This window comes from Mesorhizobium sp. M7A.F.Ca.MR.245.00.0.0 (assembly GCF_003997415.1).
GTDB lineage: Bacteria > Pseudomonadota > Alphaproteobacteria > Rhizobiales > Rhizobiaceae > Mesorhizobium.
In genome coordinates, this window is record NZ_RZTE01000012.1 from 126004 (window position 1) to 147531 (window position 21528).

15 protein-coding genes are annotated in these 21528 nt (G+C 63.0%); 7 read left to right on the forward strand and 8 right to left on the reverse strand.

Annotated elements, in window-relative coordinates:
• Positions 1-166 precede the first annotated feature (166 nt).
• Positions 167-1876: an APC family permease gene (locus EOB80_RS15410; protein WP_127328495.1), complete on the forward strand. Its 1710-nt coding sequence runs from the start codon at positions 167-169 to the stop codon at positions 1874-1876.
• 68 nt (positions 1877-1944) lie between these two features.
• Here the strand turns inward: EOB80_RS15410 and EOB80_RS15415 are convergent, their stop codons facing one another.
• From EOB80_RS15415 to EOB80_RS15430, 4 genes are all read right to left on the reverse strand, one after another.
• Positions 1945-5091 carry an efflux RND transporter permease subunit gene (locus EOB80_RS15415; RefSeq protein WP_127328496.1) on the reverse strand — a complete coding sequence of 1049 codons (3147 nt, stop codon included), beginning with the start codon at positions 5089-5091 and terminating at the stop codon, positions 1945-1947.
• 199 nt (positions 5092-5290) lie between these two features.
• Positions 5291-6433: an efflux RND transporter periplasmic adaptor subunit gene (locus EOB80_RS15420; RefSeq protein WP_127269134.1), complete on the reverse strand. Its 1143-nt coding sequence runs from the start codon at positions 6431-6433 to the stop codon at positions 5291-5293.
• A 51-nt stretch (positions 6434-6484) separates the two neighbouring features.
• A complete protein-coding gene (locus EOB80_RS15425; RefSeq protein WP_027036073.1) occupies positions 6485-7090 on the reverse strand; it encodes a TetR family transcriptional regulator in 606 nt (201 codons plus the stop codon).
• Between the two features lie 187 nt (positions 7091-7277).
• Positions 7278-8918, reverse strand: a complete 1641-nt coding sequence (locus EOB80_RS15430; protein ID WP_127328497.1) for an acyl-CoA synthetase — start codon at positions 8916-8918, stop codon at positions 7278-7280.
• Between the two features lie 191 nt (positions 8919-9109).
• Here EOB80_RS15430 and EOB80_RS15435 point away from each other — a divergent pair, with 191 nt between their 5' ends.
• The 3 genes from EOB80_RS15435 to EOB80_RS15445 all read left to right on the forward strand — a co-directional run bounded on the left by EOB80_RS15435 (position 9110) and on the right by EOB80_RS15445 (position 13222).
• Complete coding sequence (locus EOB80_RS15435) at positions 9110-10075, forward strand: sugar-binding transcriptional regulator (protein WP_127270079.1); 966 nt, start codon at positions 9110-9112, stop codon at positions 10073-10075.
• A gap of 88 nt (positions 10076-10163) precedes the next feature.
• Complete coding sequence (locus EOB80_RS15440; protein ID WP_127328498.1) at positions 10164-12218, forward strand: bifunctional aldolase/short-chain dehydrogenase; 2055 nt, start codon at positions 10164-10166, stop codon at positions 12216-12218.
• A 137-nt stretch (positions 12219-12355) separates the two neighbouring features.
• Positions 12356-13222, forward strand: a complete 867-nt coding sequence (locus EOB80_RS15445; protein ID WP_127328499.1) for an alpha/beta hydrolase — start codon at positions 12356-12358, stop codon at positions 13220-13222.
• A gap of 219 nt (positions 13223-13441) precedes the next feature.
• On the opposite strand, the gene EOB80_RS15450 is transcribed toward EOB80_RS15445, so the two are convergent.
• The 3 genes from EOB80_RS15450 to EOB80_RS15460 all read right to left on the reverse strand — a co-directional run bounded on the left by EOB80_RS15450 (position 13442) and on the right by EOB80_RS15460 (position 17131).
• Positions 13442-14494: a substrate-binding domain-containing protein gene (locus EOB80_RS15450; RefSeq protein ID WP_023808755.1), complete on the reverse strand. Its 1053-nt coding sequence runs from the start codon at positions 14492-14494 to the stop codon at positions 13442-13444.
• A 50-nt stretch (positions 14495-14544) separates the two neighbouring features.
• Entirely contained in the window at positions 14545-15540 is a 996-nt protein-coding gene (locus EOB80_RS15455; RefSeq protein WP_127270087.1) for an ABC transporter permease, read from the reverse strand.
• A 79-nt stretch (positions 15541-15619) separates the two neighbouring features.
• Positions 15620-17131 carry a sugar ABC transporter ATP-binding protein gene (locus tag EOB80_RS15460; RefSeq protein WP_127328500.1) on the reverse strand — a complete coding sequence of 504 codons (1512 nt, stop codon included), beginning with the start codon at positions 17129-17131 and terminating at the stop codon, positions 15620-15622.
• Between the two features lie 135 nt (positions 17132-17266).
• Between EOB80_RS15460 and mtnK the strand changes: the two genes are divergently transcribed.
• Both mtnK and mtnA read left to right on the forward strand, forming a co-directional pair.
• Positions 17267-18541: an S-methyl-5-thioribose kinase gene (gene mtnK, locus EOB80_RS15465; RefSeq protein WP_127328501.1), complete on the forward strand. Its 1275-nt coding sequence runs from the start codon at positions 17267-17269 to the stop codon at positions 18539-18541.
• Positions 18538-19632 (forward strand): S-methyl-5-thioribose-1-phosphate isomerase, encoded by a 1095-nt coding sequence (mtnA, locus tag EOB80_RS15470; protein ID WP_127328502.1) that lies wholly within the window; start codon positions 18538-18540, stop codon positions 19630-19632. Before mtnK ends, mtnA begins: the two co-directional genes overlap by 4 nt.
• 9 nt (positions 19633-19641) lie before the next feature.
• On the opposite strand, the gene EOB80_RS15475 is transcribed toward mtnA, so the two are convergent.
• The gene (locus EOB80_RS15475) at positions 19642-20181 is read right to left on the reverse strand and encodes an Lrp/AsnC family transcriptional regulator (RefSeq protein ID WP_127320961.1); all 540 of its coding nucleotides are present in this window, start codon (positions 20179-20181) and stop codon (positions 19642-19644) included.
• A gap of 49 nt (positions 20182-20230) precedes the next feature.
• Between EOB80_RS15475 and EOB80_RS15480 the strand changes: the two genes are divergently transcribed.
• On the forward strand, positions 20231-21394 hold the full coding sequence (locus EOB80_RS15480) for an MFS transporter (protein WP_127328503.1): 1164 nt from the start codon (positions 20231-20233) through the stop codon (positions 21392-21394).
• Positions 21395-21528 lie beyond the last annotated feature (134 nt).

Consider the following 21528-nt stretch of genomic DNA (forward strand, 5'->3'; position numbering starts at 1 on the left):
CGACAATTCGCTTGACGTGAAAGCGCGCCGGATCAATCTTCACTCCTAAGAAAAAAATACGACTGAGTGGAAACACCAGCAGTCGATCAATGCATGCTTCGATGGTGAGCCTAGCGAAGCCGCGGCGGTCACGAACGGGGAACATCAAAATGGGGAACAAAGACATATGAGCACGATAACGACTGTCCTGGAGCCGCTTGCCGAAGGCAAGTTGCACCGAAATATCGACTGGCGCGGCGCCTTCTGGGTGGCGAGCGGTGTGCCTGCCCTCGTCCTGTTCTCGATCGGCGGCATTGCCGGCACGACCGGCACGCTGGCCTTCGCGATCTGGATCTTCTCCATGATCATGGGCTTCCTGCAATCCTTCACCTATGCCGAAATCGCCGGACTGTTTCCGAACAAGTCGGGCGGCGCGTCGATCTACGGCGCCACCGCATGGCTGCGCTATTCCAAGTTCATCGCGCCGCTGTCGGTGTGGTGCAACTGGTTCGCCTGGTCGCCGGTGCTGTCGCTCGGCTGCTCGATCGCCGCCGCCTATATCCTCAACGCGTTGGCGCCGGTGCCGCTGTTCACCGATGCCTCGCCCGAAGTCGTCGCCTATATCGCGGCGCATGCCGGGACGAGTGCCGCCGACGCCATCACGGCGGTGACCGCCGCGGCAACGCCGGTGATCCGCAACTGGACGCTCTACAGCCACACGCTGGGGCCGGTCTCGTTCACCCTCAACGCGACCTTCTTCATCGGCGCGGTGCTGATGCTGATCATCTTCGCCATCCAGCATCGCGGCATCCTCGGCACTGCCAACGTGCAGAAATATATCGGCCTGCTGGTTATCATCCCGATGCTGATCGTCGGCGTGGTGCCGATCGTCACCGGCCAGATCAACTGGGCGAATTTTTCGCCGCTGGTGCCGCTGGCGGCCGCCTATGCGCCCGAACCCGGCGCCTGGAACATCGCCGGCTGGACGCTGGTGCTTGGCGGCATGTTCATCGCCGCCTGGTCGACCTACGGCTTCGAGACCGCCGTCTGCTACACCTCGGAGTTCAAGAACCCGGGCACCGACACGTTCAAGGCGATCTTCTATTCCGGCCTTTTGTGCATGCTGCTGTTCATCCTGGTGCCGTTCACCTTCCAGGGCGTGCTTGGCCTCAACGGCATGCTGGCGACACCGATCGTCGACGGCTCCGGTGTAGCCGACGCGCTGGCCGGCATGGTCGGCGGCGGCGCACTGATCCACAGCCTTTTGGTGATGCTGATGATCCTGGCTCTGGTTCTGTGCATCATGACGGCCATGGCCGGCTCTTCACGCACGCTCTACCAGGGCTCGGTCGATGGCTGGCTGCCGCGCTATCTCAGCCATGTCAACGAACATGGCGCGCCGACGCGGGCAATGTGGACCGATCTCGTCTTCAACCTGATCGTGCTGGCCATCGCCTCTGCCGACGCGACGAGCTTCTTCTTCATCCTCGCCGTGTCGAACTGCGGCTATATCATCTTCAACTTCCTCAACCTCAATGCCGGCTGGATCCACCGCATCGACAACGGCCATATCGCCCGGCCTTGGAAAGCACCGAGCTGGTTGCTCGGCGTCGGCGCGATCTTCGCCTATGTCAACATGATCTTCATGGGCGCGGGCGCCAAGGTGTGGAACCCGATGGCGCTGTGGGCTGGCCTGATCACGGCAGCCCTGATCATCCCGGTGTTCTGCTTCCGCCATTACATCCAGGACAAGGGCAAGTTCCCCGACCACATGCTGGCCGATCTCGGCATGACGGGGGCCGACCTCTCGGTCAAAAAGGCGGGCATACTGCCCTACCTGACCCTGGTCGCCGGCGTGGTGGTGATGCTGCTCGCCAACTGGTTCTTCGTCATCTGACCTCGTAAAAGTGAAAAGGATCGGGCGCGCTTCGGCGCGCCCGATCCTTTTCGACTGGCGTGATCGGTCTATTCGGCGGCCAGCGCCAGTTGCGGCTTTTCGGCTTCCTGGCTCAGTTCCAGATCGTCGGTCCGCCCCTCCGCCCCGCGCTTCTTCGGCTCCCGGCCGAAGAACAGGGCATACCCGGCAGGCAGGACCAGGATGGTCAGCACCGTGGCAACGAGGATGCCGCCCATCATGGCGTAGGCGAGCGGACCCCAGAAGACGCCGCGCGAGATCGGGATCAGCGCCAGCACCGCCGTCAGCGCCGTCAGCGTGATCGGCCGGAAACGGCGAACGGCCGAACCGATGATCGCCTCGTAGCGGTCCATGCCCGCGGCGATGTCCTGGTCGATCTGGTCGACCAGGATGATCGAGTTGCGCATGATGATGCCGAGCAGCGCGATGACGCCGAGAATGGCGACGAAGCCGAACGGCGCGCCGCTGATCAAGAGTGCCGCGGCAGCACCGATAATGCCAAGCGGACCGGTCGCCAGCACCAGCATCGCCTTGCCGAAGTTCTGCAGCTGGATCATCAAAAGCACGACGATGACGGCTAACATGATCGGCGCCTTGGCGGCGATCGAAGCCTGGCTTTCCGCCGAATCCTCCGCACCGCCCTGGATCTCGACCTTGTAGCCGGGCGCCAATCCGTCACGCAGGCCCTGCATATCCTTGTACAGTTTGGTGACGACGTCATTGGACTGCACGCCGTCGGGCAGCGTTGCCCTCACACTGATGGTCGGCAGACGGTCGCGGCGCCACTCGATGCCTTGCTCCAATACCGGCACCACCTTGGCAACCTGCGACAGCGGCACGAAGCCACCGAAGTCGGTCGGGATATAGACCGAGTCGACCGAGGACAGCAGGCTGCGGCTGGCATCCGGCTCGCGGGCGACGATGGACACCGTCTCCTCGCCGTCGCGGAAGTCGTCGAGCGGCGCGCCGGACATCGCCGCCTGCAGCATCTGGCGGATTCGCTGCGAGGTGACGCCGAGTGCGCGGGCACGATCCTGGTCGATGACCAGCTTCATCGCCGGAACCGGCTCCAGCCAGTCATCATGCACGGCGCCAAGCAGCGGATCCTCACGGAACTTCGCCTTCACCTGGTCGGCGATGCGGCGCACTTCCTGGCGATCCGGTCCCATGACGCGCATCTGCACCGGCCAGCCGGTCGGCGGGCCGAGGAACAGACGATCGACCTTGGCACGGATGGATGGGAAGTCTTCAGCCAGAACGGTGCGCAACTTGACGATCAGCCGTTCGCGGGCCGGTTCGTCATTGGCCATGACGAGCAGCTGGGCGAAGTTGGGGTTGCTCAGCTGCTGGTCGAGCGGCAGGAAGAAGCGCGGCGCGCCTTCGCCGATATAGGTGGCGATGAAACGCTTGTCCTTGTCGTCCATCATCTTGGTTTCGAGCGCCTTGGCCTGCGCCTCGACTTCCTTGATGCTGGTGCCTTCCGGCAGCCAAAGGTCGACGAGGATTTCCGGCCGCGACGATTGCGGGAAGAAGTTCTGCGGAATAAACTGGAAAGCCCACAGGCTGGTGCCGAAGGTGACCAGCGTCATCACCAGGACGATGATGCGATGGCGCACGGCCCAGCTGACGGTAGCACGAAGCCGGCGATAGAAACGCGTGTCGAAGACATCGTGATGGCTGCCGGCATGCTTGCGCTGCTTGAGGATCATGTTGCCGAGCCATGGCGTGAAATAGACCGCGACGAACCAGGAGACGATCAGCGCGATGCCGACGACGTAGAACAGGGTGCGGACATATTCGCCGGCGGTCGAGGCCGCGAAGCCGACCGGAATGAAGCCGGCTGTGGTGATCAGCGTGCCGGTCAGCATCGGGAAGGCGGTCGAGGAATAGGCGAAACTCGCCGCCTCGACCTTGACCATCCCCTCCTCCAGCTTGCGCTCCATCATCTCGACGACGATCATCGCGTCGTCGACCAGAAGACCGAGCGCGATGATCAGCGCGCCGAGCGAGATGCGCTGCAGGTCGATGCCGAGCTCGTACATGATGGCGAAGGTCGCAGCCAGCACCAGCGGGATGGCGATGGCGATGACCAGGCCGGAACGCCAGCCTATCGACAGGAACGAGACGACGAGCACGATCAGCAACGCTTCGCCGAGCGCATGCATGAACTCGGCCACCGCATCGGTGACGACGCCCGGCTGGTCGGAGATCTGGTCGACCGCAACGCCGTAGGGCAGCGCCTCTTCGAAGCGCTTGTAGGTGGCCTCGACATCCTTGCCGACGTCGGTAACCTTGAAGCCCTTGGCCATGACGACGCCCAACTGCACGCTGTCGTGACCGTTGAAGCGGTATTTGCGCTGGAACGGATCTTCCAGCCCCGAGGTCACCGTGGCGATGTCGCCCAGCCTTGTGACCTGGCCGCCGGCGCGCAGGCGCAGGTTCCGGATATCCTCGACCTTGCCGACATCGCCCTCGACGGAGATGCGTACCGAGTTGGTGCCGGTATCGACGGAGCCGGCCGGGTCGACATTGTTCTGTCCCTTGATCGCATTCTGCAGATCGGTCAGCGTCAGGCCGCGTTCGGCCAGGGCCTTGGACGAGACGTCGATATAGAGCTTTTCCGGCTGGTCGCCGATGATGACGGCCTTCTCGACGCCGGGCGTCGTCAAAAGCATGTCGCGCGCCTGGATGGCGAACTTCTTCAGTTCGGGATAGCTGAAGCCGTCGCCGCTGATCGAATGCAAGGTGATGAAGGTGTCGCCGAACTCGTCGTTGAAATACGGGCCGAGCAGGCCCTGCGGCAGGTCGCCCTGGATATCGCCCACCTTCTTGCGCACCTGGTAGAACGCGTCGGTCACCTCGGCGGTGTTGGTGTCGCCCTTGATCTGCACGGTGATGATGGCGCTGCCGGCGCGGGTGAAGGAGCGCACGAAATCGAGATGCGGCGTTTCCTGCAGCTTGCGTTCGATCTTGTTGACGACCTGGTCTTCCATCTCCTTGATCGAGGAGCCCGGCCAGATCGCCTGGACGACCATGATCCGGAAGGTGAAATCGGGATCTTCCTTCTGGCCCATACGCATCAGGCCGAGCGCGCCGGAAATGATGATCAGGCCGAACAGGAACCGCGCAATGGCGGGATGGCCGATTGCCCAGCGCGACAGGTTGAAGGGCCGCTTCTCTTCCGTGGAATTGGTCATCGACGCTGGTCCATCTATCTAGCGCAACAAAATCGAGGTTTCATAGTGGCTTCCGGGCGGCAAGGCTCTCCGAGCGGAGAAGCACTCATCGCGGTGGGACGCGAGATCGATGTGGGGGTTACATCAATCGAGCGTCTCGGTCGGGCGCCTGCCGCCCGGAAACCAACGACTGCGGGAACGCGCAGCCGGTTGTCTGTCGTCAGCGCACCTGCTTGGCGTCGCCGTCTGCCGCGGATGCCGATTGCAGCGCCGCATCACCAGCGAGCTTCACCTTCAGGTTTTCGGTCATGAATTGCGTGCCGGCGGCGACCACGACATCGCCGGGTTTCAAACCCTCTGCGACACGCACGCCATCGGCGGCGAACTCGGCAACCTTGATCGGACGGGCATGAACGGTGTCGGCGCCACGATCGACGGTCCAGACGATCGATTGGGTGCCTTGCTCGGCCAATGCGCTCAGCGGGATCGAGACCAGCTGCCGCTCATTGGCCGCCGAGGCTTCGATGCTGGCGGTCATGCCGAGCAGCACACGCGGATCGTTTGGCAGGCTGACGCGGACGGCAAAGGTGCGTGACTGCGGATCGGCGCTGCCGGCGACTTCGCGGACCTTGCCATCGAGCGCCAGCGCATCGTCGGACCAGAAGCCCGCCTTGACTGCCTTGCCCGGCCTGAATTCGGCGATTTCCATTTCGGGGACGGCGATCAGCACTTCCTTCTCGCCGTCGACGGCGACAGTGACAACCGGCGTACCGGAACCGACGACCTGACCGACGTCGGCACTGACCGTGGTGACGATGCCATCCCTGTCGGCCTTGAGATCGGTATAGCCGACCTGGTTCTTCGCCTGTGCAAGTGTCGAAAGGGCGGAATCACGCGTGGCGACCGCTTGGTCATAGGTCAAGGTCGCCTGTTCGAGCTGTGATTTCGGGGCAAAATTCTTGGCAAAAAGCTGCTCGGCTCGCTTGCGGGCAAGCTCCACGGTCTCGACCTGCCGCTCGGCGGCATCGAGCGCTGCCTGCGCGCTCTTGACCGAGAGGTCGTAGTCAATGGGATCGATGCGGGCGAGCACATCGCCCGCGGCCACATGCTGGCCGATATCGACGAGGCGCTCGGTGATCTTGCCATTGACGCGGAACGCCAGAGCGCTCTCGGTGCGGGCTCGCACCGAGCCGGAATAGGAGAGCGTGCGGGTGTCGTGCACCTTCGCGATCTCGACAACCTTGACGGGACGGATGATATCCTTGACTTCGGCTTTTTCCTGGCTGCAGCCGGCAAGCCCGAGAGTGGCGACGATCAGGCCGGCAACTGGCAGCTTGCGAAGGATGGAATTGGACAAAGACATCTTGGTACTCCGACTGGAGATGAATGGTCGACAACCGGCTGGCGGGGGCTATTACTTCAGAGCTCTGATCGCATAGTCGATCAGATCGTCGGGCATCGCCCGGTTGGTCTTGGCAAGGCACTGCGCCACCATTTGCGGATGGCACAGGATGACCGTTGCGGCACCGAAGCAGCGCGACGCGGTCACCGGGTCCTGTTGTCTGAACTCACCGGCCTCGATGCCGTCGCGGATCACCTCCGCAAACAGGTCGTGGATGCTGTCGACATGCTTGTCGATCACACCCCAATCCCGTTCGAGGGCGACGATGACCATCTCGTGGACCTTCTGGTCGTCGAGCATGACCTCCATCGTCATCTTGTATTGCGCATGCACGTAACGCCGAAGCCGCTCCTCGGCGCTGATCGGCAGGCGCGAAATCTCGTAGGCCATCTTGTAGCTGGCGCCGAGCATACGGCCGCAGACGGCCTGGTGGATTTCGACCTTGGAGGCGAAGAAACGGTAGATGTTGGCGGGCGACATGCCGAGCTCACGCGCGATGTCGGCGACATTGGTCTTGCCGTAGCCATAGTGCCGGAACAGGCGCTCGGCGCAATCGAGAATGCGCGTTACATTTTCCTGTCGGGCGGCTTCGGCGACTATGGTGGCGGCTTCGGACATGATCCTCTATCGATTTACGAGTGATGAATTTCGATTTTCGTCATTCGTAAATTGAAAAGAGCGACCTGTCAATGCGGATTCGGTGTACACGTACGAATGGTGACAGATGGTGACAGGGAACCGACGAAAGTCGCGGAGGCTTTGCCCAATCGCAAAGGTCGTAACTGGAGGAGAGCAGCGACGAGGCTTAAGTCCCCCTCGCCATCTCGCGCAACCGGAATTTCTGGATCTTGCCGGTCGAGGTCTTCGGGATTTCGGCGAAGATGACCGCCTTCGGCACCTTGAACCGGGCAAGCAGCGCGCGGCAGTGATCGATGATCTCGGCTTCGGTCGCGGCCTTGCCGGGCTTCAGCTCGACATAGGCAACAGGCACCTCGCCCCATTTGTCGTCGGGCCTGGCGACGACGCCGCAAGAGGCAACCGACGGGTGCTTGTAGAGCGCGTCCTCGACCTCGATAGAGGAAATGTTCTCGCCACCGGAGATGATGATGTCCTTGGAGCGGTCCTTGAGCTGGATGTAGCCATCGGGGTGCATGACGCCGAGATCGCCGGAGTGGAACCAGCCGCCGGCGAAGGCCTCGTCGCTCGCCTTGCGGTTCTTCAAATAGCCTTTCATGACGATGTTGCCGCGGAACATGACCTCGCCGATGGTCTCACCATCGGCCGGTGTGGTCCGCATCGTCTCGGGGTCCATGACGGTCAGGCCTTCGAGCGCCGCATAGCGCACGCCCTGCCGCGCCTTCCTGGCACTGCGCTCGCCCTTTTCGAGATCATCCCAGGCGCCATGCCATTCGTTGACGACCGCCGGACCATAGGTCTCGGTCAGGCCGTAGAGGTGGGTGACGGCAAAGCCGGCATCGGCCATCCCCGACAGCACCGCTTCCGGTGGCGGAGCTGCCGCGGTGTTGAAGGTGACAGTCTGCGGGAATTCGCGCTTGTCCTCCTCCCTGGCATTGATCAGCACCGACATGACGACCGGGGCGCCGCACAGATGGGTAACGCCGTGATCGGCAATCGCATCGTAGACCGGCTTCGGCCGCACCCAGCGCAGGCAGACATGGGTGCCGGCCTGGACGGCAAGCGTCCAGGGAAAGCACCAGCCATTGCAGTGGAACATCGGCAGCGTCCAGAGATAGACGGCGTGCTTGGCCATGCCCGCATGAATGGTGTTGGTGTAGGCCATCAGCGCGGCACCGCGATGGTGGTAGACGACGCCCTTCGGATTGCCTGTCGTTCCGGAAGTGTAGTTGAGCGAGATGGCGTCCCACTCGTCGTCGGGCATCGACCAAGCGAAATCCTCGGCGCCGCCTGCAACAAACGCCTCATAGTCCAGCGTGCCAACCCGCTCGCCCTTCGGATACGGCGCGTCGTCGGCGTATTCGGGATCATCATAGTCGATGACCAGCGGCTTGACCTTGGCCAGTTCCAGGGCCTGCCTGACAACGCCGGAGAATTCGCGGTCCACGATCAGCACCTTGGTCTCGGCATGATCGAGTTGGAAGGCGATGACCGCGGCATCGAGGCGGGTGTTGAGCGAATGCAGCACCGCCTTGGTCATCGGCACGCCGAAATGCGCCTCCAGCATCGGCGGCGTGTTGGACAGCATGACGGTGACGGTGTCGCCCTTGCCGATGCCGCGCCTGTCGAGCGCGGAGGCAAGCTTCAGCGACCGATGCCAGAAAGTGCGATAGTCGATGCGCTGGCGGCCGTGAATGATGGCGACATGGTCGGGATAGGTCTTGGCCGCGCGCTCCAGATAGGTGAGCGGCGTCAACGGCTGATGGTTGGCCGCGTTCTTGTCGAGATCCTGTTCGTAAGGACTGCCCATCCCATGCTCCCCCCGCGGTTTCTTTCAGACGTTTTAATCACAGGCTCGGGCCGCGTCACCACAAACGATGCCACGAGAGAGCGCATTCGGCACAATGATGAACCAGATTCAGCGTAAGCGGGAGTATCGCATACCTCTGCCCAGTTTGACTTTTGTCGAGAGCCGTGAATAATGTCAGCCGAGGAGACGGCATGGCGATCCGACCGGCAGAACAACTCATCCACAAGGCCGCCTGGCTCTACTATGCCCATGGCCTGCGGCAGGACCAGGTGGCGAGCCAGCTTAACATTTCCCGTGCCTCGGTCGCCATGTATCTGCGCAAGGCGCGCGAGACCGGCATCGTCAACATCTCGACTTCGACCCAGCTTTTCACCGACGACGTTCTGGCGCGCAAGCTCGAGGATGCGTTGAGCCTCGACGCCGTCTGGATCGCACCGGAGAATGATCATATTGCCGACCCATCGACGGAAATCGCCGTGCTGGCGGCAAGCGTCTTTCTCGAACTGGTCAAGAAGGGCGACCGCATCGGCGTCGCCTGGGGCCGCACCGTCTATATGATCGCCGACGTGATGTCCTATGCCGATCTGCAGGATGTCACGGTGGTGCAGCTCTGCGGCAATCTCGGCGCGCCCTATTCCTATCGCCCCGACCAATGCACCATGGAAATCGCGCGGCGGCTCAACGCCAAGGGGCTCAATTTCTACGCGCCGCTGGTGCTGTCGACGGAAGAACTCGCGCGGGCGCTGCGTGCCGAGCCGGTGATCCGGGAACAATTGTCGGGTGTCAGCGAATGCGACCTGGCGTTATACTCGGTCGGCGCGGTCGACGCCGACAGCCATCTGGTCAAATGCGGCGCGCTGACGCCAAGAGAAATGGCGGATCTGCGCAGCCAAGGCGCTGCCGGCGTGATTGCCGGGCAGATCATAGACGCCGAAGGCAAGGTGCTCGGCTGCAGTTATAACCGCCGGGTGATCTCCGCCGAGCTTGCCTCGCTGCGCGCCATCGCCAGGCGTTTGGTGGTGGTGCAGGAGGACAGCAAGTTCGAACCGCTGCTCGCGGCGATCGCGGGCGGCCTTTGCACGCATCTGGTGGTCGGCGCGCACATGGCGCAGCGGCTCCTGGATCATGCGGCTGCCACGACAGAAAAGGCCTCCTAGAAATCCTCCTCTCCGCCGCCGGCGCATTGTCATCAAAGTCGCGGCAATCCTGTTTCACCATCAAGACAAACAACCGGACGAAGCGAACATGAACAATTTGTGGAATGACGAAACAGCCGAAAAACTCGTTGCCGACTACGCGAAAAAGGGTGTCGGCCGCGACCTGGCACTGCGCGTCTACACGACCCGGCTGCTCGGCGGCGAACCACGGCTGGTCCTGCATGGCGGCGGCAACACTTCCTGCAAGACGACGGCAACCGATCTTGTCGGCGACCAGTGGGACGTGCTGTGCGTCAAGGGCAGCGGCTGGGACATGGGCGTCATCGAGCCGCAGGGCCTGCCGGCGGTCAAGCTCAAGCCGCTGCTCAAGGCGCGCGCGCTGAACAGGCTGGCCGACGAAGACATGGTTGCCCTGCAACGCGTCAACCTCATCGATCCGTCCTCGCCCAACCCGTCGGTCGAGACGCTGCTGCATGCCTTCCTGCCGCACAAGTTCGTCGACCACACGCACTCGACCGCCATTCTCGCCATCGTCGACCAGGAGGACTCCAAGCCGCTGGTGAAGACGGTTTTCGGCAGCAAGATGGGTTACGTGCCTTACATCATGCCCGGTTTCGACCTCGCCAAGGCGGCCGCCGACATCTTCGACGCCGACCCTGATGTCGAAGGCCTGATCCTCGACAAGCACGGCATTTTCACCTTCGGCGACGACGCCAAACAGGCCTACGACCGGATGATCCACTATGTGAATGTCGCCGAGGACTTCATTGCCGCAAGCGGCAAGCCGAAGGCGGCAATGGCAGCCTTGCCGGCAAAGCTCGCGACGCCGGCGTCCATCGCGCCGATGCTGCGCGGTGCGGTGGCGGTGGCGCGCGGCGAAGGCCGCTTCGACCGCATGATCAGCGATTTCCGCACTTCGCCGGCAATTGTCGATTTCATCAATTCGGCTGAGATCGCCGACTATGCCGGACGCGGTGTGTCGACACCGGATCTGTCGATCCGCATCAAGACCGGCCCAATGGCGCTGCCGGCGCCCGATGCGGACAAGGCCGGTGACTACAAGGCGGTGATCAAGAGCCATGTCGACGCCTTCGCCAAGGATTATCGCGCCTATTTCGAAACCAATGATGCGCTCGACGACGTCAAGCGCACCATGCTCGACCAGATGCCGCGGCTGACGCTGGTGCCCGGCCTCGGCATGTTCGGCCATGGCCGCACGCTGAAGGACGCGAAGATCGCCTCGGATGTCGGCGAGATGTGGATCGAGGCGGTGCGCGGCGCCGAGGCGGTCGGCCGTTTCCATCCGCTGTCCAAGGCCGATCTGTTCCCGCTGGAATACTGGTCGCTGGAACAGGCCAAGCTCGCCTCCAACAAGCCGAAGCCACTGACTGGCCAGGTGGTGCTGATCACCGGCGGCGCCGGCGCGATCGGTGCAGCGACAGCCAAATTGTTCGCCGACAATGGCGCCCATGCAGTCGTCGTCGATCTCGACGCCGAAAAGGCTGCCGATGCGGCGAAGAAAGCCGGCAACAATTCGATCGGCGTCGCCGCAGACATCACCGACCCGGCACAGGTGCGTGCCGCCTTCGACAAAGCGGTTGCCGTGTTCGGCGGTGTCGACATCCTGGTTTCCAATGCCGGCGCCGCCTGGGAAGGCCGCATCGGCGAGCTCGACGACGCGCTCCTGCGCAAGAGTTTCGAGCTCAATTTCTTCGCCCACCAATCGGTGGCGCAGAATGCCGTGCGCATCATGCTCGAGCAGGGCACAGGCGGCGTGCTTTTGTTCAACACCTCCAAACAGGCGGTCAACCCCGGCCCGAAGTTCGGCGCCTATGGCGTGCCGAAGGCGGCGACACTGTTCCTGTCCAGGCAATACGCGCTCGACTATGGCGCGCATGGCATCCGCTCCAACGCCGTCAACGCCGACCGCATCCGCTCGGGGCTTCTAACCGACGCCATGATTGCCAGCCGTTCGGGCGCGCGGGGCGTGTCGGAGAAGGACTACATGTCCGGCAATCTGCTCGGCCAGGAAGTGACGGCGCAGGACGTGGCGCAGGCCTTCCTGCATCACGCGCTGGCCGACCGCACCACCGCCGATGTGACGACGGTCGACGGCGGGAATATCGCGGCAGCGCTGCGCTGAAGTAGAGATCCGTCCAGACGAAAAGGTGCGGTGCAACTCCGAAGCTTGCTCGAGAAGGGGCGGTTGGGAACTTTCGACCCGACCGGCCATTGAGATCGAGCAAGATCAAGCAGCTAATTGTTGCCGGGAGTTCCCTCATGCCAACCGATGACTGGTCCCTGCCCGAACGCTTTATTTTTTCGGGTCACCCGATCGCATGGGGAACGATCGGCGACGGCCCGCCGGCGGTCTTGCTTCATGGTACCCCGTTCTCGTCGGTGGAATGGCGGCGCATTGCAGCTTGGCTCGGGCAGCGGCGCCGGATCTACTATTTCGACATGCTCGGCTACGGGCAATCCGCCAAGCCCGACGCGGACGTGTCGCGCGGCATTCAAAACGAGTTGTTCGCGGCGCTCTACGCTCACTGGGAGCTGGAGTGGCCCGACATCGTGGCGCATGACTTCGGCGGCTCCGTCGCGTTGCGCGGCCACCTGCTCAACGGGCTCGATTATCGCTCTCTGGTGCTGATTGATCCGGTCGCGATCAACCCTCAGGGATCGCCCTTGGTTCAAGCGGCAAAAGAACACGAGAAAGCGTTTGCCAGTCTGCCCGCCTATATCCATGAAGCCATGCTTCGCGCCTATATCGGCGGCGCTGTCGCGAACGCATTGCGCGCGGACGAAATGCAGCTCTATCTGCAGCCATGGCTTGGAGACGAGGGACAAAAGGCCTTTTGGCGTCAGATCGCACAGATGGACGACAAGTACAGTCGAGAGGTCGAGTGGCGATACGACGAGATACGTTGCCCTGTGACGATCCTGTGGGGTGAAGACGACGAGTGGATCCCGCTCGACGACGGGCGAGAACTCGCGCGCCGCATTCCCGGTGCGCCGTTCATCACGGTTCCAAATGCCAAACATCTCGTTCAGGAAGACGCGCCGGAGGCAATAATCTCGACTGTGCTCGACTTCTGGAACGACCAGCATCCTTCGGCCGCCGCGAAACCCCTGCTACAGCAACTCTAGAATGTGTTTCCAGGCCTTGGTTCCCAGCCTCGAATCAGCCTCGTCACTGCGGGCATCGAAACAAGGTTCCGGCGACGGCGCCGGACAGGTCTTCCTCGATTGCCGCCTGGACTTCCATATAAGCACCGTACCTTGGGCCGGAGCCTGGCGCCGGCTGCAGATATTCGGCAAAAAGGCCGCCTGCAGCAAGCGGCTGCAGGCGGCCTTCGATAGCGAAACCTACTTGGCGTTCGGGTTCGGCATCCAGGCCGGCATCGCGACATCGGCATGGGCGAACTGCGGCAGCTTGGCCGACAGGTCTTCCATGTTCTTGATGTCCTTGTCGATGAGGTCCTTCTGGGTGATCAGCGTCGGCGGCACGACGACGTTGTGGCCGGGATCTTCGCCGGCCAGCAGCTGCGCCAGCGCACGCACCGAGACCTGGCCGACGACGGCCGGATTGGTCGCGGCGGTCGCGGCCCAGGCGCTGTCGGGCTCACGCATCGCAGCGATATCGGACGTCGAGATATCGGCCGAATAGATCTTGATGCCCTTGTTCAAGCCCGCTTCGTCGACGGCGATCTTCACGCCCTTGGCGAATTCGTCATAGGGAGCGAACATCACCTTGATGTCGGGATGCGCCGTCAGCACCGAACGCGCCTGGTTGGCGACGGAGTTGGCGATCGGATTGTCGAGCGTGCCGAACATCGCGACCTCCTTGATGCCGGCATATTTCTTCTTGACGTCGACCCAGGTCTCGTTGCGGCGGTCGAGCGGCGCGATGCCGGCGACATAGACATAGCCGGCATTCCAGCTCTCGCCATTGTCCTTGACAGCCTGCTCGAGCGCGAGGCGCGCCAAGTCGCGGTCGGACTGTTCGATCTGCGGGATTTTGGGATTTTCGACATTGACGTCGAAGGCCACCACCTTGATGCCGGCGTCGACCGCACGCTGTGCGGCGTCCTTCATCGATTCCGTCAGGCCGTGCTGGATGATGATGCCCTGCACGCCAAGCGCGATGGCCTGATCGACCATGTCGGACTGAAGGGCGGCATCCTGGCGGCTGTCGAGGACACGCAAGTCGATGCCGAGCGCCTTCGACTGTGCCTCGACGCCCGAGAGATAGGCCTGGAAGAAGTCGCCGGTCGAGAGATAACGCACCAGCGCGATCTTGACGCCGGGCTTGTCGAAAGGCGCCGGCTTGTCCGCGGCAAAAGCCGGGACCTGCATCAGCATGGTTGCGCCGGCCAATCCGAGCGCCACCTTCCCCAGAAGTCTTCTTGTAATGCTCACTTTGTTTTCCTCCACTCTTGTTGAACCCAAAATCCTGTTCCGGTCGAAAGCTACCTCCGGCCTCTGCCAGAAAGCGCAAAGGTGAAGACAAGGGCGACGACCAGAACCACGCCCTTGACGAAATCCTGCGTATAGTAAGGCGCGTTCATCATCGTCAGGCCTTGCAGCAAGATGCCGACGAACAGCGCACCGATGGCAGTGCCGAAGGCGTTCGGCTTGGCGGCACCTAGCACCGCGTAGCCGATCAGTGCCGCGGCGACCGCATCGAGCAGCAGATTATTACCCGAGGCGATGTCGCCGCGTCCAAGCCGGGCAGCGAGCAAAATACCGCCAATCGAGGCAAAAACTCCTGAAATAACGTAGGCCCAGATCTTGTATGCCTTGACAGGCGCACCGGCGAGTTCGGCGGCGCGCTCATTGCTGCCGACGGCATACATCATGCGGCCGAAACGTGTGTATTCGAGGAAGAACCAGATCAGCACGGCGAGCACGAGCAGGACCACCACCGACACCGGAATGAGGTTCGGGATGAAGAAATCGAAACGGTGGCGGCCGAGCGCCAGGAAGGCGTCGGAGAATTTGCCGCTGGCGACCGAACCGTCGGGCATGGTCATGCCGGTGGCGATCGAGCGGCCTTCTGTCGGAATGCGCTGCAGGCCGACGAGCAGGAACATCATGCCGAGCGTCGCCAGCAGATCGGGCACACGCATGTAGACGATCAACCAGCCATTGATCAGGCCGACAATGGCGCCGATGAGCAGGCAGACGACGACCGCGACAAGGGCGTTCTGCTCCAGCACCACCATGACATAGGCCGCCGCCATCATGGCTGATGTAGCGACCGAGCCGATCGACAGATCGAAGCCGCCGACGACGAGCGTGGCGGTGACGCCGAGCGCCAGCACGCCGGTGATGGCGACCGACTGGAAGATGAAGACGGCACTTTGCGGCGAAACGAAACCGTCGGCAGCGATCGAGAAATAGGCGACGAGCCCGAACAAGAGCACGATGAACCCGTAGCGGATGGCGTGGTCGCGCAATGTCATTCGGCGCTCCCGCGCGCTGCTGCCGTCTTTACCCAACCCGAACCCATGCTCTCTCCATTCCAATTCCTATAGCCCGCGCTCAGGCCGCACTGTGCAGCGGCCCGCCGGCGACCTCGGCCAGCAGGCGGTCGAGATCGACATCGGCATTGCGGTGTTCGCCGACGATAGTGTGTTCCGACATGACCAGGATGCGATCGGCGGTCTCCAGGGCCTCGTCGAGTTCGGTGACGAACAGCAGCGTGGCGCGTTCGTTTGCACTCGCCCTGAGCTTGGCGGCAATGTCGCGCCGGGCCGAGATATCGACGCCCTGAAACGGCTCATCCAGGATGAACAGCCTTGCATCCTGCGCCATCCAGCGGGCGACCATCACCTTCTGCTGGTTGCCGCCGGACAGCTCCGACATCTCGTCCTTCTCGGAACGGCAGACGATGCTCAGTTCCTCGATCTGCCGGCGTGCCGTGGTGCGTTCGAGGCGGCGCCTCAGGATGCCGAAGCGAGACATGCGCTTGTGAAACGGCAGGCTGATGTTTTCCTGGATGTTGAAGCCTTGGACGATGCCGTTCTCGCCGCGGTCCTTGGCGACCAGGAACACGCCGGCAGCGATCGCTTCGCCGGCTGTTTCAGGTGCATAAGGCCTGCCGTTCAGCGTCATTGTACCGGCGAGCGGCCGGCGCACGCCAAACAGCGTCTCGGCAAGCGCCGTCTTGCCGACGCCGACGAGGCCGGTGATGGCAACAACCTCGCCGTCGCCGAGTGTCAGCGAGATCGGCCGGGCGCCCGGCGCAATGCGTAGACCCTCGATCGTCAGGACTGCCTTGGCCGAATTCCTGACGACGATCTGGTCGAGATGGATCTTGCGGCCGAGCATGGCGTTGACCGCGCCTTCATAGTCGAGCGGTTTCCTGTCGAAAATGCCTGAGATGATCCCGTCACGCATCGAGACGATGCGATCGGCCAGCCGCCTGATGTCCGACATGCGATGCGAGATGTAGAGGATCGCCACGCCCTGCTCGCGCAGCCTGTCGATCAGCGCGAACAGCCGGTCGGCCTCAGCGCTGGACAGCGATGAGGTCGGCTCGTCGAGGATCAGCACTTTCGGCTTGTGCGCCAGCGCGCGGGCAATCGCCACCATCTGGCGATCGGCCAGCGAAAGATCGCTCACCCGCGCCTTCAATTCGATGGCCAGCCCCATGCGGTCGGCAACCGCCTTGGCCTCCCGCCGCACACGGACCGGATTGAACAGGGTCGGCGCGCCGCTGCCGCTCAGCCGGTCGAGGGTCAGGTTGGTGGCGACGTCGAGGTCGGCGACGACACCGTCGTTGATATTCTGGTGCACGGTGACGACGCCGGCGCGGATCGCTTCGGCCGGGGTTTTCGGTGCGAAATCCTGGTCGGCGAGCGCCATCGTGCCGCCGCCGCGTTCGTAGACACCGGAGATGATCTTGACGAGGGTGGATTTGCCGGCGCCGTTGGCGCCCATCAGCACGGTGACTTCGCCGGCATGCAATTCGACCGAGACGCCGCCTAGCACCTCGTTATGGCCAAAGGATTTCCTCAGTCCCTCTACGCGGAACACGGCATTACCGACCATGCGTTCCTCCCTGACATGACGCTATGGGCTGCATCGGCAATTGTCAACACGATTGACAATTGCCAGATCGCTTCCTAGCTTGGCCCAGCCGCCACGCCTCCGTTATGTTCGGAGCGCATAAGCGGGAGGATGACGATGACTGAAAAATTGCCGTTCGAAGCACTATCGGTCGAAACCCTGGCTGCACGCCTTGGCGGCAACGAGGCGCTATGCGCGAAGATCGGCAAGGACACTGGCGCCTGGAAGGTCCGCGAGGTCGGCGACGGCAATCTCAACCTGGTGTTCATTGTCGAGGGCGCCAGCGGTGCAGCCGTGGTCAAGCAAGCCCTGCCCTATGTTCGCCTGGTCGGCGACAGCTGGCCGCTGCCGTTGAAGCGCTCCTTCTTCGAATATCACGCGCTGACCAGGCAAGAGGCGCGCGCGCCAGGCTCGGTGCCGGCGATCCATTATTTCGATGAAGGCCAGGCGCTGATCATCATGGAATATCTTGCGCCGCCGCACATCATCCTGCGCCGCGCCCTGATCGACGGCCGCCAGCTGCCGAACATCGCCCGGGATATCGGCCTGTTCATGGCCCGGACGCTGTTTCGCGGCTCCGACCTCCATTTGGCCGCCAAGGACCGCAAGGCCGATCTGGCGCTGTTCGCCGACAATGTCGAGCTTTGCGACATCACCGAAAGCCTGGTGTTTTCCGACCCCTATTTCGACGCCAAGATGAACCGGCACACCTCGCCGCAGCTCGACGGCCTGGTCGCCGAACTGCGCGCCGACCGTGACCTGAAGGTCGAGGCGCAGCGGCTGAAGCACATCTTCGCCGCCAATGCCGAGACGCTGCTGCATGGCGATCTGCATTCCGGCTCGATCATGGTCACCGACAGCGAAACCCGGATGATCGATCCGGAGTTCGCCTTCTACGGCCCGATGGCCTTCGATGTCGGCATGCTGCTCGCCAATTTCTGGATGTCCTTCTTCTCGCAGCGCGGCCACGAGCAGGAGGGAAAGCGCGACGCCATGCGCGCCTATCTGCTCGGGGTGACGACCGAGACCTGGGCGGTGTTCCGCGCCGAGTTCTCGCATCTATGGCGGACCGAACGCTCCGGCATGCTCTACCAGAGGAGCCTGTTCGAGGATCAGGGCGACAAGCTCGGTGCCGGGCAGGCGCTCGACCATGTTCTGCACCAGATGTGGACCGATCTGCTCGGCTTTGCCGGCATCGAGGTGCACAGGCGCATCCTCGGCCTCGCCCACAATGCCGATTTCGAGACCATTGCCGATGAGGATTTGCGCGCCAGTTGTGAGGCAAAGGCGCTGAAATTCGGCCGTCACCTCGCCGTCAACCGGCGCCAGATCCACAGCATCGACGAGGTCAACCAACTGGCCGCGCTGATCGAACAGGAGAGCAGCATTTGAACGTCGGCGACCGCCACTATCGCACCATCTGGCTGAGCGACGACGGCCGTTCGGTCGATATCATCGACCAGCGCTGGCTGCCGCATGATTTCCGCATCGAAACGATCGGCACGGTCGACGGCATCGCCACCGCCATCCGCGACATGTGGGTACGCGGCGCGCCGCTGATCGGCGTCACCGCTGCCTACGGCGTCGCCATGCAGATGGCTGACGATGCGTCGGATGCCGCACTTGATGCCGTGTGGGAAACACTGCACGAGACGCGCCCGACCGCGATCAATCTGCGCTGGGCGCTCGACGAGATGCGGCGCTTCCTGCGGCCTTTGCCTCCCGAACAACGCGCCGAAGCCGCCTATCGGCGGGCCAGTGAGATCGCCGACGAAGATGTCGGCCTCAACCGCGCCATCGGCGAGAACGGTCTTGCCATCATCAAGGCGATCGCGGCGCGCAAGCAGAAGGGCGAGCCGGTCAACATCCTGACCCACTGCAATGCCGGCTGGCTGGCCACCGTCGACTACGGCACCGCCACGGCGCCGATCTACCTGGCCACAGAAGCCGGCATTCCGGTCCATGTCTATGTCGATGAAACGCGGCCGCGCAACCAGGGCGCACAGCTGACCGCTTGGGAGATGGCCGGGCACGGCGTGCCGCACACACTGATCGTCGACAATGCCGGCGGCCATCTGATGCAGCGCGGCGCAATCGACATGGTCATCGTCGGCACCGACCGCACAACGGCCGACGGCGATGTCTGCAACAAGATCGGCACCTATCTCAAGGCGCTCGCCGCCGCCGACAATGATGTGCCGTTCTATGTCGCGCTACCGTCGCCGACCATCGACTGGACGGTACATGACGGACTGGTCGAAATCCCGATCGAGCAGCGCTCGGCCGACGAGGTCTCGCTGGTCTGGGGCAAGACCGCCGCCGGCGAGATTGCCCAGGTGCGCATTTCGCCGGAGACGACGCCTGCGGCCAACCCGGCCTTCGATGTGACGCCGGCGCGGCTGGTCACCGGCTTGATCACCGAGCGCGGCGTTGCCAAGGCATCGCGCGAGGGATTGAAGGCGATGTTCCCCGAGCGGGCGTAGCCCACGTCCCTAGTACAGAGGCTCGGCCATATGCTTCGGGGTCGGCCACGTCTCGGTAATACCCGGCTGTACCGGCCGCTCCAGATAGGTCGATAAAACCACATAGCTGCGCGTCGAGGTGACCCCCGGCGTTTCGTACAGGCGCGCCAAAAGGCCTTCGAGAGCTCTGGTGTCTTCCGTGCGGACCTTCAGCAACATGCAGGTATCACCGGCGACGGTATGGATCTCCTCGACTTCGGGATATTGCGAGACCGCCATCAGCTCCGGCGTCTTTCCCCAGCCCCTGGTGTCGATATGGACAAAGGCAAGCAAAGGCTTTTTCACCGCCCGGGGATCGATGATGGCGACCGTGTTGCGGATGGCGCCGCTGCGACGGAGCCGTTTGACCCGCTCATGCGCCGCGGGTGGCGACAAGCCGACGCGATCGCCGAGTTCGGCGTAGCTGATCGTGGCGTCATCGACCAGGACACCTAATATTCTTCGGTCTATCGCGTCGAGATCGCGGGCCGCTGGCCTGTTCTGCAGAATGCCATCTGTTTCTTCATCCATGGCGAAATTCCCGGTTCTCCGCTGAATAGAATACGGCCATTATGCTGATATGTCGAACATTGATCAAGTTGCACCATTGACCGCCCGAGCCCCGATCCCGGCGCTTGCATATCTGCTGACCGGATGCATCGCTGTCATTGGCTCGAACTCGCTTGTGCTGGGTCCGATTGCACCGGCTGTCGCCTCGTCGTTCGGAACCAGCGTGCCGGCCGTGATGATTGCGGCGGCAGCGTTCGGCCTCGGCACCTCCGCAAGCGCCCTGTTCCTGGCGCGCTACATCGACCGGCTCGGTGCTCGCAGAATGCTGCAGGGGGCTTTGTTGCTGCTGGCACTGGCGCTGGTTGCGAGTGCCGCCGCACCCACGGTGATCATGCTGGTCGCGGCACAGCTGCTGGCCGGTATCGCTGCCGGCATCGCCATGCCGGCGATCTATGCCAGCGCCGCGGCCATCGCGCCGCCGGGCCGTGAAAGCGGCACGATCGGCGTCGTGCTGACCGGATGGACGCTCAGCATGGTCGCCGGCGTTTCGCTTTCGGCCGTGCTTGCCGATCTTGTGCATTGGCGCGCCGTTTTCGCAGCGGTCGCGGTGCTTGCGGCCCTTGCATGGATGGGGCTGACAGTGACGTCGCTCAGCGACACCAGGAAGGCCGGACCGGCGCCCGCCCCGCTGGAAGCGCTCGGCATTCCCGGAATCCTGCCGCTGCTGGTCGCGTGCGCGGCCTTCATGACTTCGTTCTACGGCGTCTATGGCTATCTCGGCGACCATCTTCATGTCGGGCTGGGACAGCCGGTGAGCGCCAATGGCCTGGCGGCGCTTGCCTACGGCATAGGCTTCGGGACGGCTGCTCTGCTCGACGGCGTCATCGACAGACTGGGTGCCCGGCGCGTCATGCCGTTCGCCTATCTTCTGGTCGCAGTCGTCTATGTCGCGATGGCGGCGACGAGCGGCAGTTTCGGGCTGACCTTGACCATGGTGGCAATCTGGGGACTGGCCAATCATTTCGGCCTGAATGTCCTGGTAATGCGCCTGTCTGCGCTCGATCCCTCGCGGCGCGGCACGATCATGGGCCTGAACAGTGCGGTGACTTACCTCGCGGTCTTCGTCGGCACCACCAGCTTCGGGCCGCTCTACTCCAGCTTTGGTTTTGCCACTTGCGCAATAGTCGCAGCATTGCTGATGCTGATCGCCGCATCGGCGGCGGCGTGGCGCTAGTCGACAGAACGGGATTGGCTATCCGTCTTCCAGAGCAGTCGCTTCAGGTTTCAAATTCGCCCGTCACCTTTACGGGCGCTGGCGCCGCCCCTCACCTGCCTGCCGGCATCCTCTCCCCGTATAGTGACGGGGAG

What these genes read in the sequence shown, in the direction of transcription:
- EOB80_RS15410 (WP_127328495.1), top strand. Translation starts at nt 167, where the DNA reads ATGAGCACGATAACGACTGTCCTGGAGCCGCTTGCCGAAGGCAAGTTG.
- EOB80_RS15415 (WP_127328496.1), bottom strand. Translation starts at nt 5,091, where the DNA reads ATGACCAATTCCACGGAAGAGAAGCGGCCCTTCAACCTGTCGCGCTGG.
- EOB80_RS15420 (WP_127269134.1), bottom strand. Translation starts at nt 6,433, where the DNA reads ATGTCTTTGTCCAATTCCATCCTTCGCAAGCTGCCAGTTGCCGGCCTG.
- EOB80_RS15425 (WP_027036073.1), bottom strand. Translation starts at nt 7,090, where the DNA reads ATGTCCGAAGCCGCCACCATAGTCGCCGAAGCCGCCCGACAGGAAAAT.
- EOB80_RS15430 (WP_127328497.1), bottom strand. Translation starts at nt 8,918, where the DNA reads ATGGGCAGTCCTTACGAACAGGATCTCGACAAGAACGCGGCCAACCAT.
- EOB80_RS15435 (WP_127270079.1), top strand. Translation starts at nt 9,110, where the DNA reads ATGGCGATCCGACCGGCAGAACAACTCATCCACAAGGCCGCCTGGCTC.
- EOB80_RS15440 (WP_127328498.1), top strand. Translation starts at nt 10,164, where the DNA reads ATGAACAATTTGTGGAATGACGAAACAGCCGAAAAACTCGTTGCCGAC.
- EOB80_RS15445 (WP_127328499.1), top strand. Translation starts at nt 12,356, where the DNA reads ATGCCAACCGATGACTGGTCCCTGCCCGAACGCTTTATTTTTTCGGGT.
- EOB80_RS15455 (WP_127270087.1), bottom strand. Translation starts at nt 15,540, where the DNA reads ATGACATTGCGCGACCACGCCATCCGCTACGGGTTCATCGTGCTCTTG.
- EOB80_RS15460 (WP_127328500.1), bottom strand. Translation starts at nt 17,131, where the DNA reads ATGGTCGGTAATGCCGTGTTCCGCGTAGAGGGACTGAGGAAATCCTTT.
- mtnK (WP_127328501.1), top strand. Translation starts at nt 17,267, where the DNA reads ATGACTGAAAAATTGCCGTTCGAAGCACTATCGGTCGAAACCCTGGCT.
- EOB80_RS15475 (WP_127320961.1), bottom strand. Translation starts at nt 20,181, where the DNA reads ATGGATGAAGAAACAGATGGCATTCTGCAGAACAGGCCAGCGGCCCGC.
- EOB80_RS15480 (WP_127328503.1), top strand. Translation starts at nt 20,231, where the DNA reads ATGTCGAACATTGATCAAGTTGCACCATTGACCGCCCGAGCCCCGATC.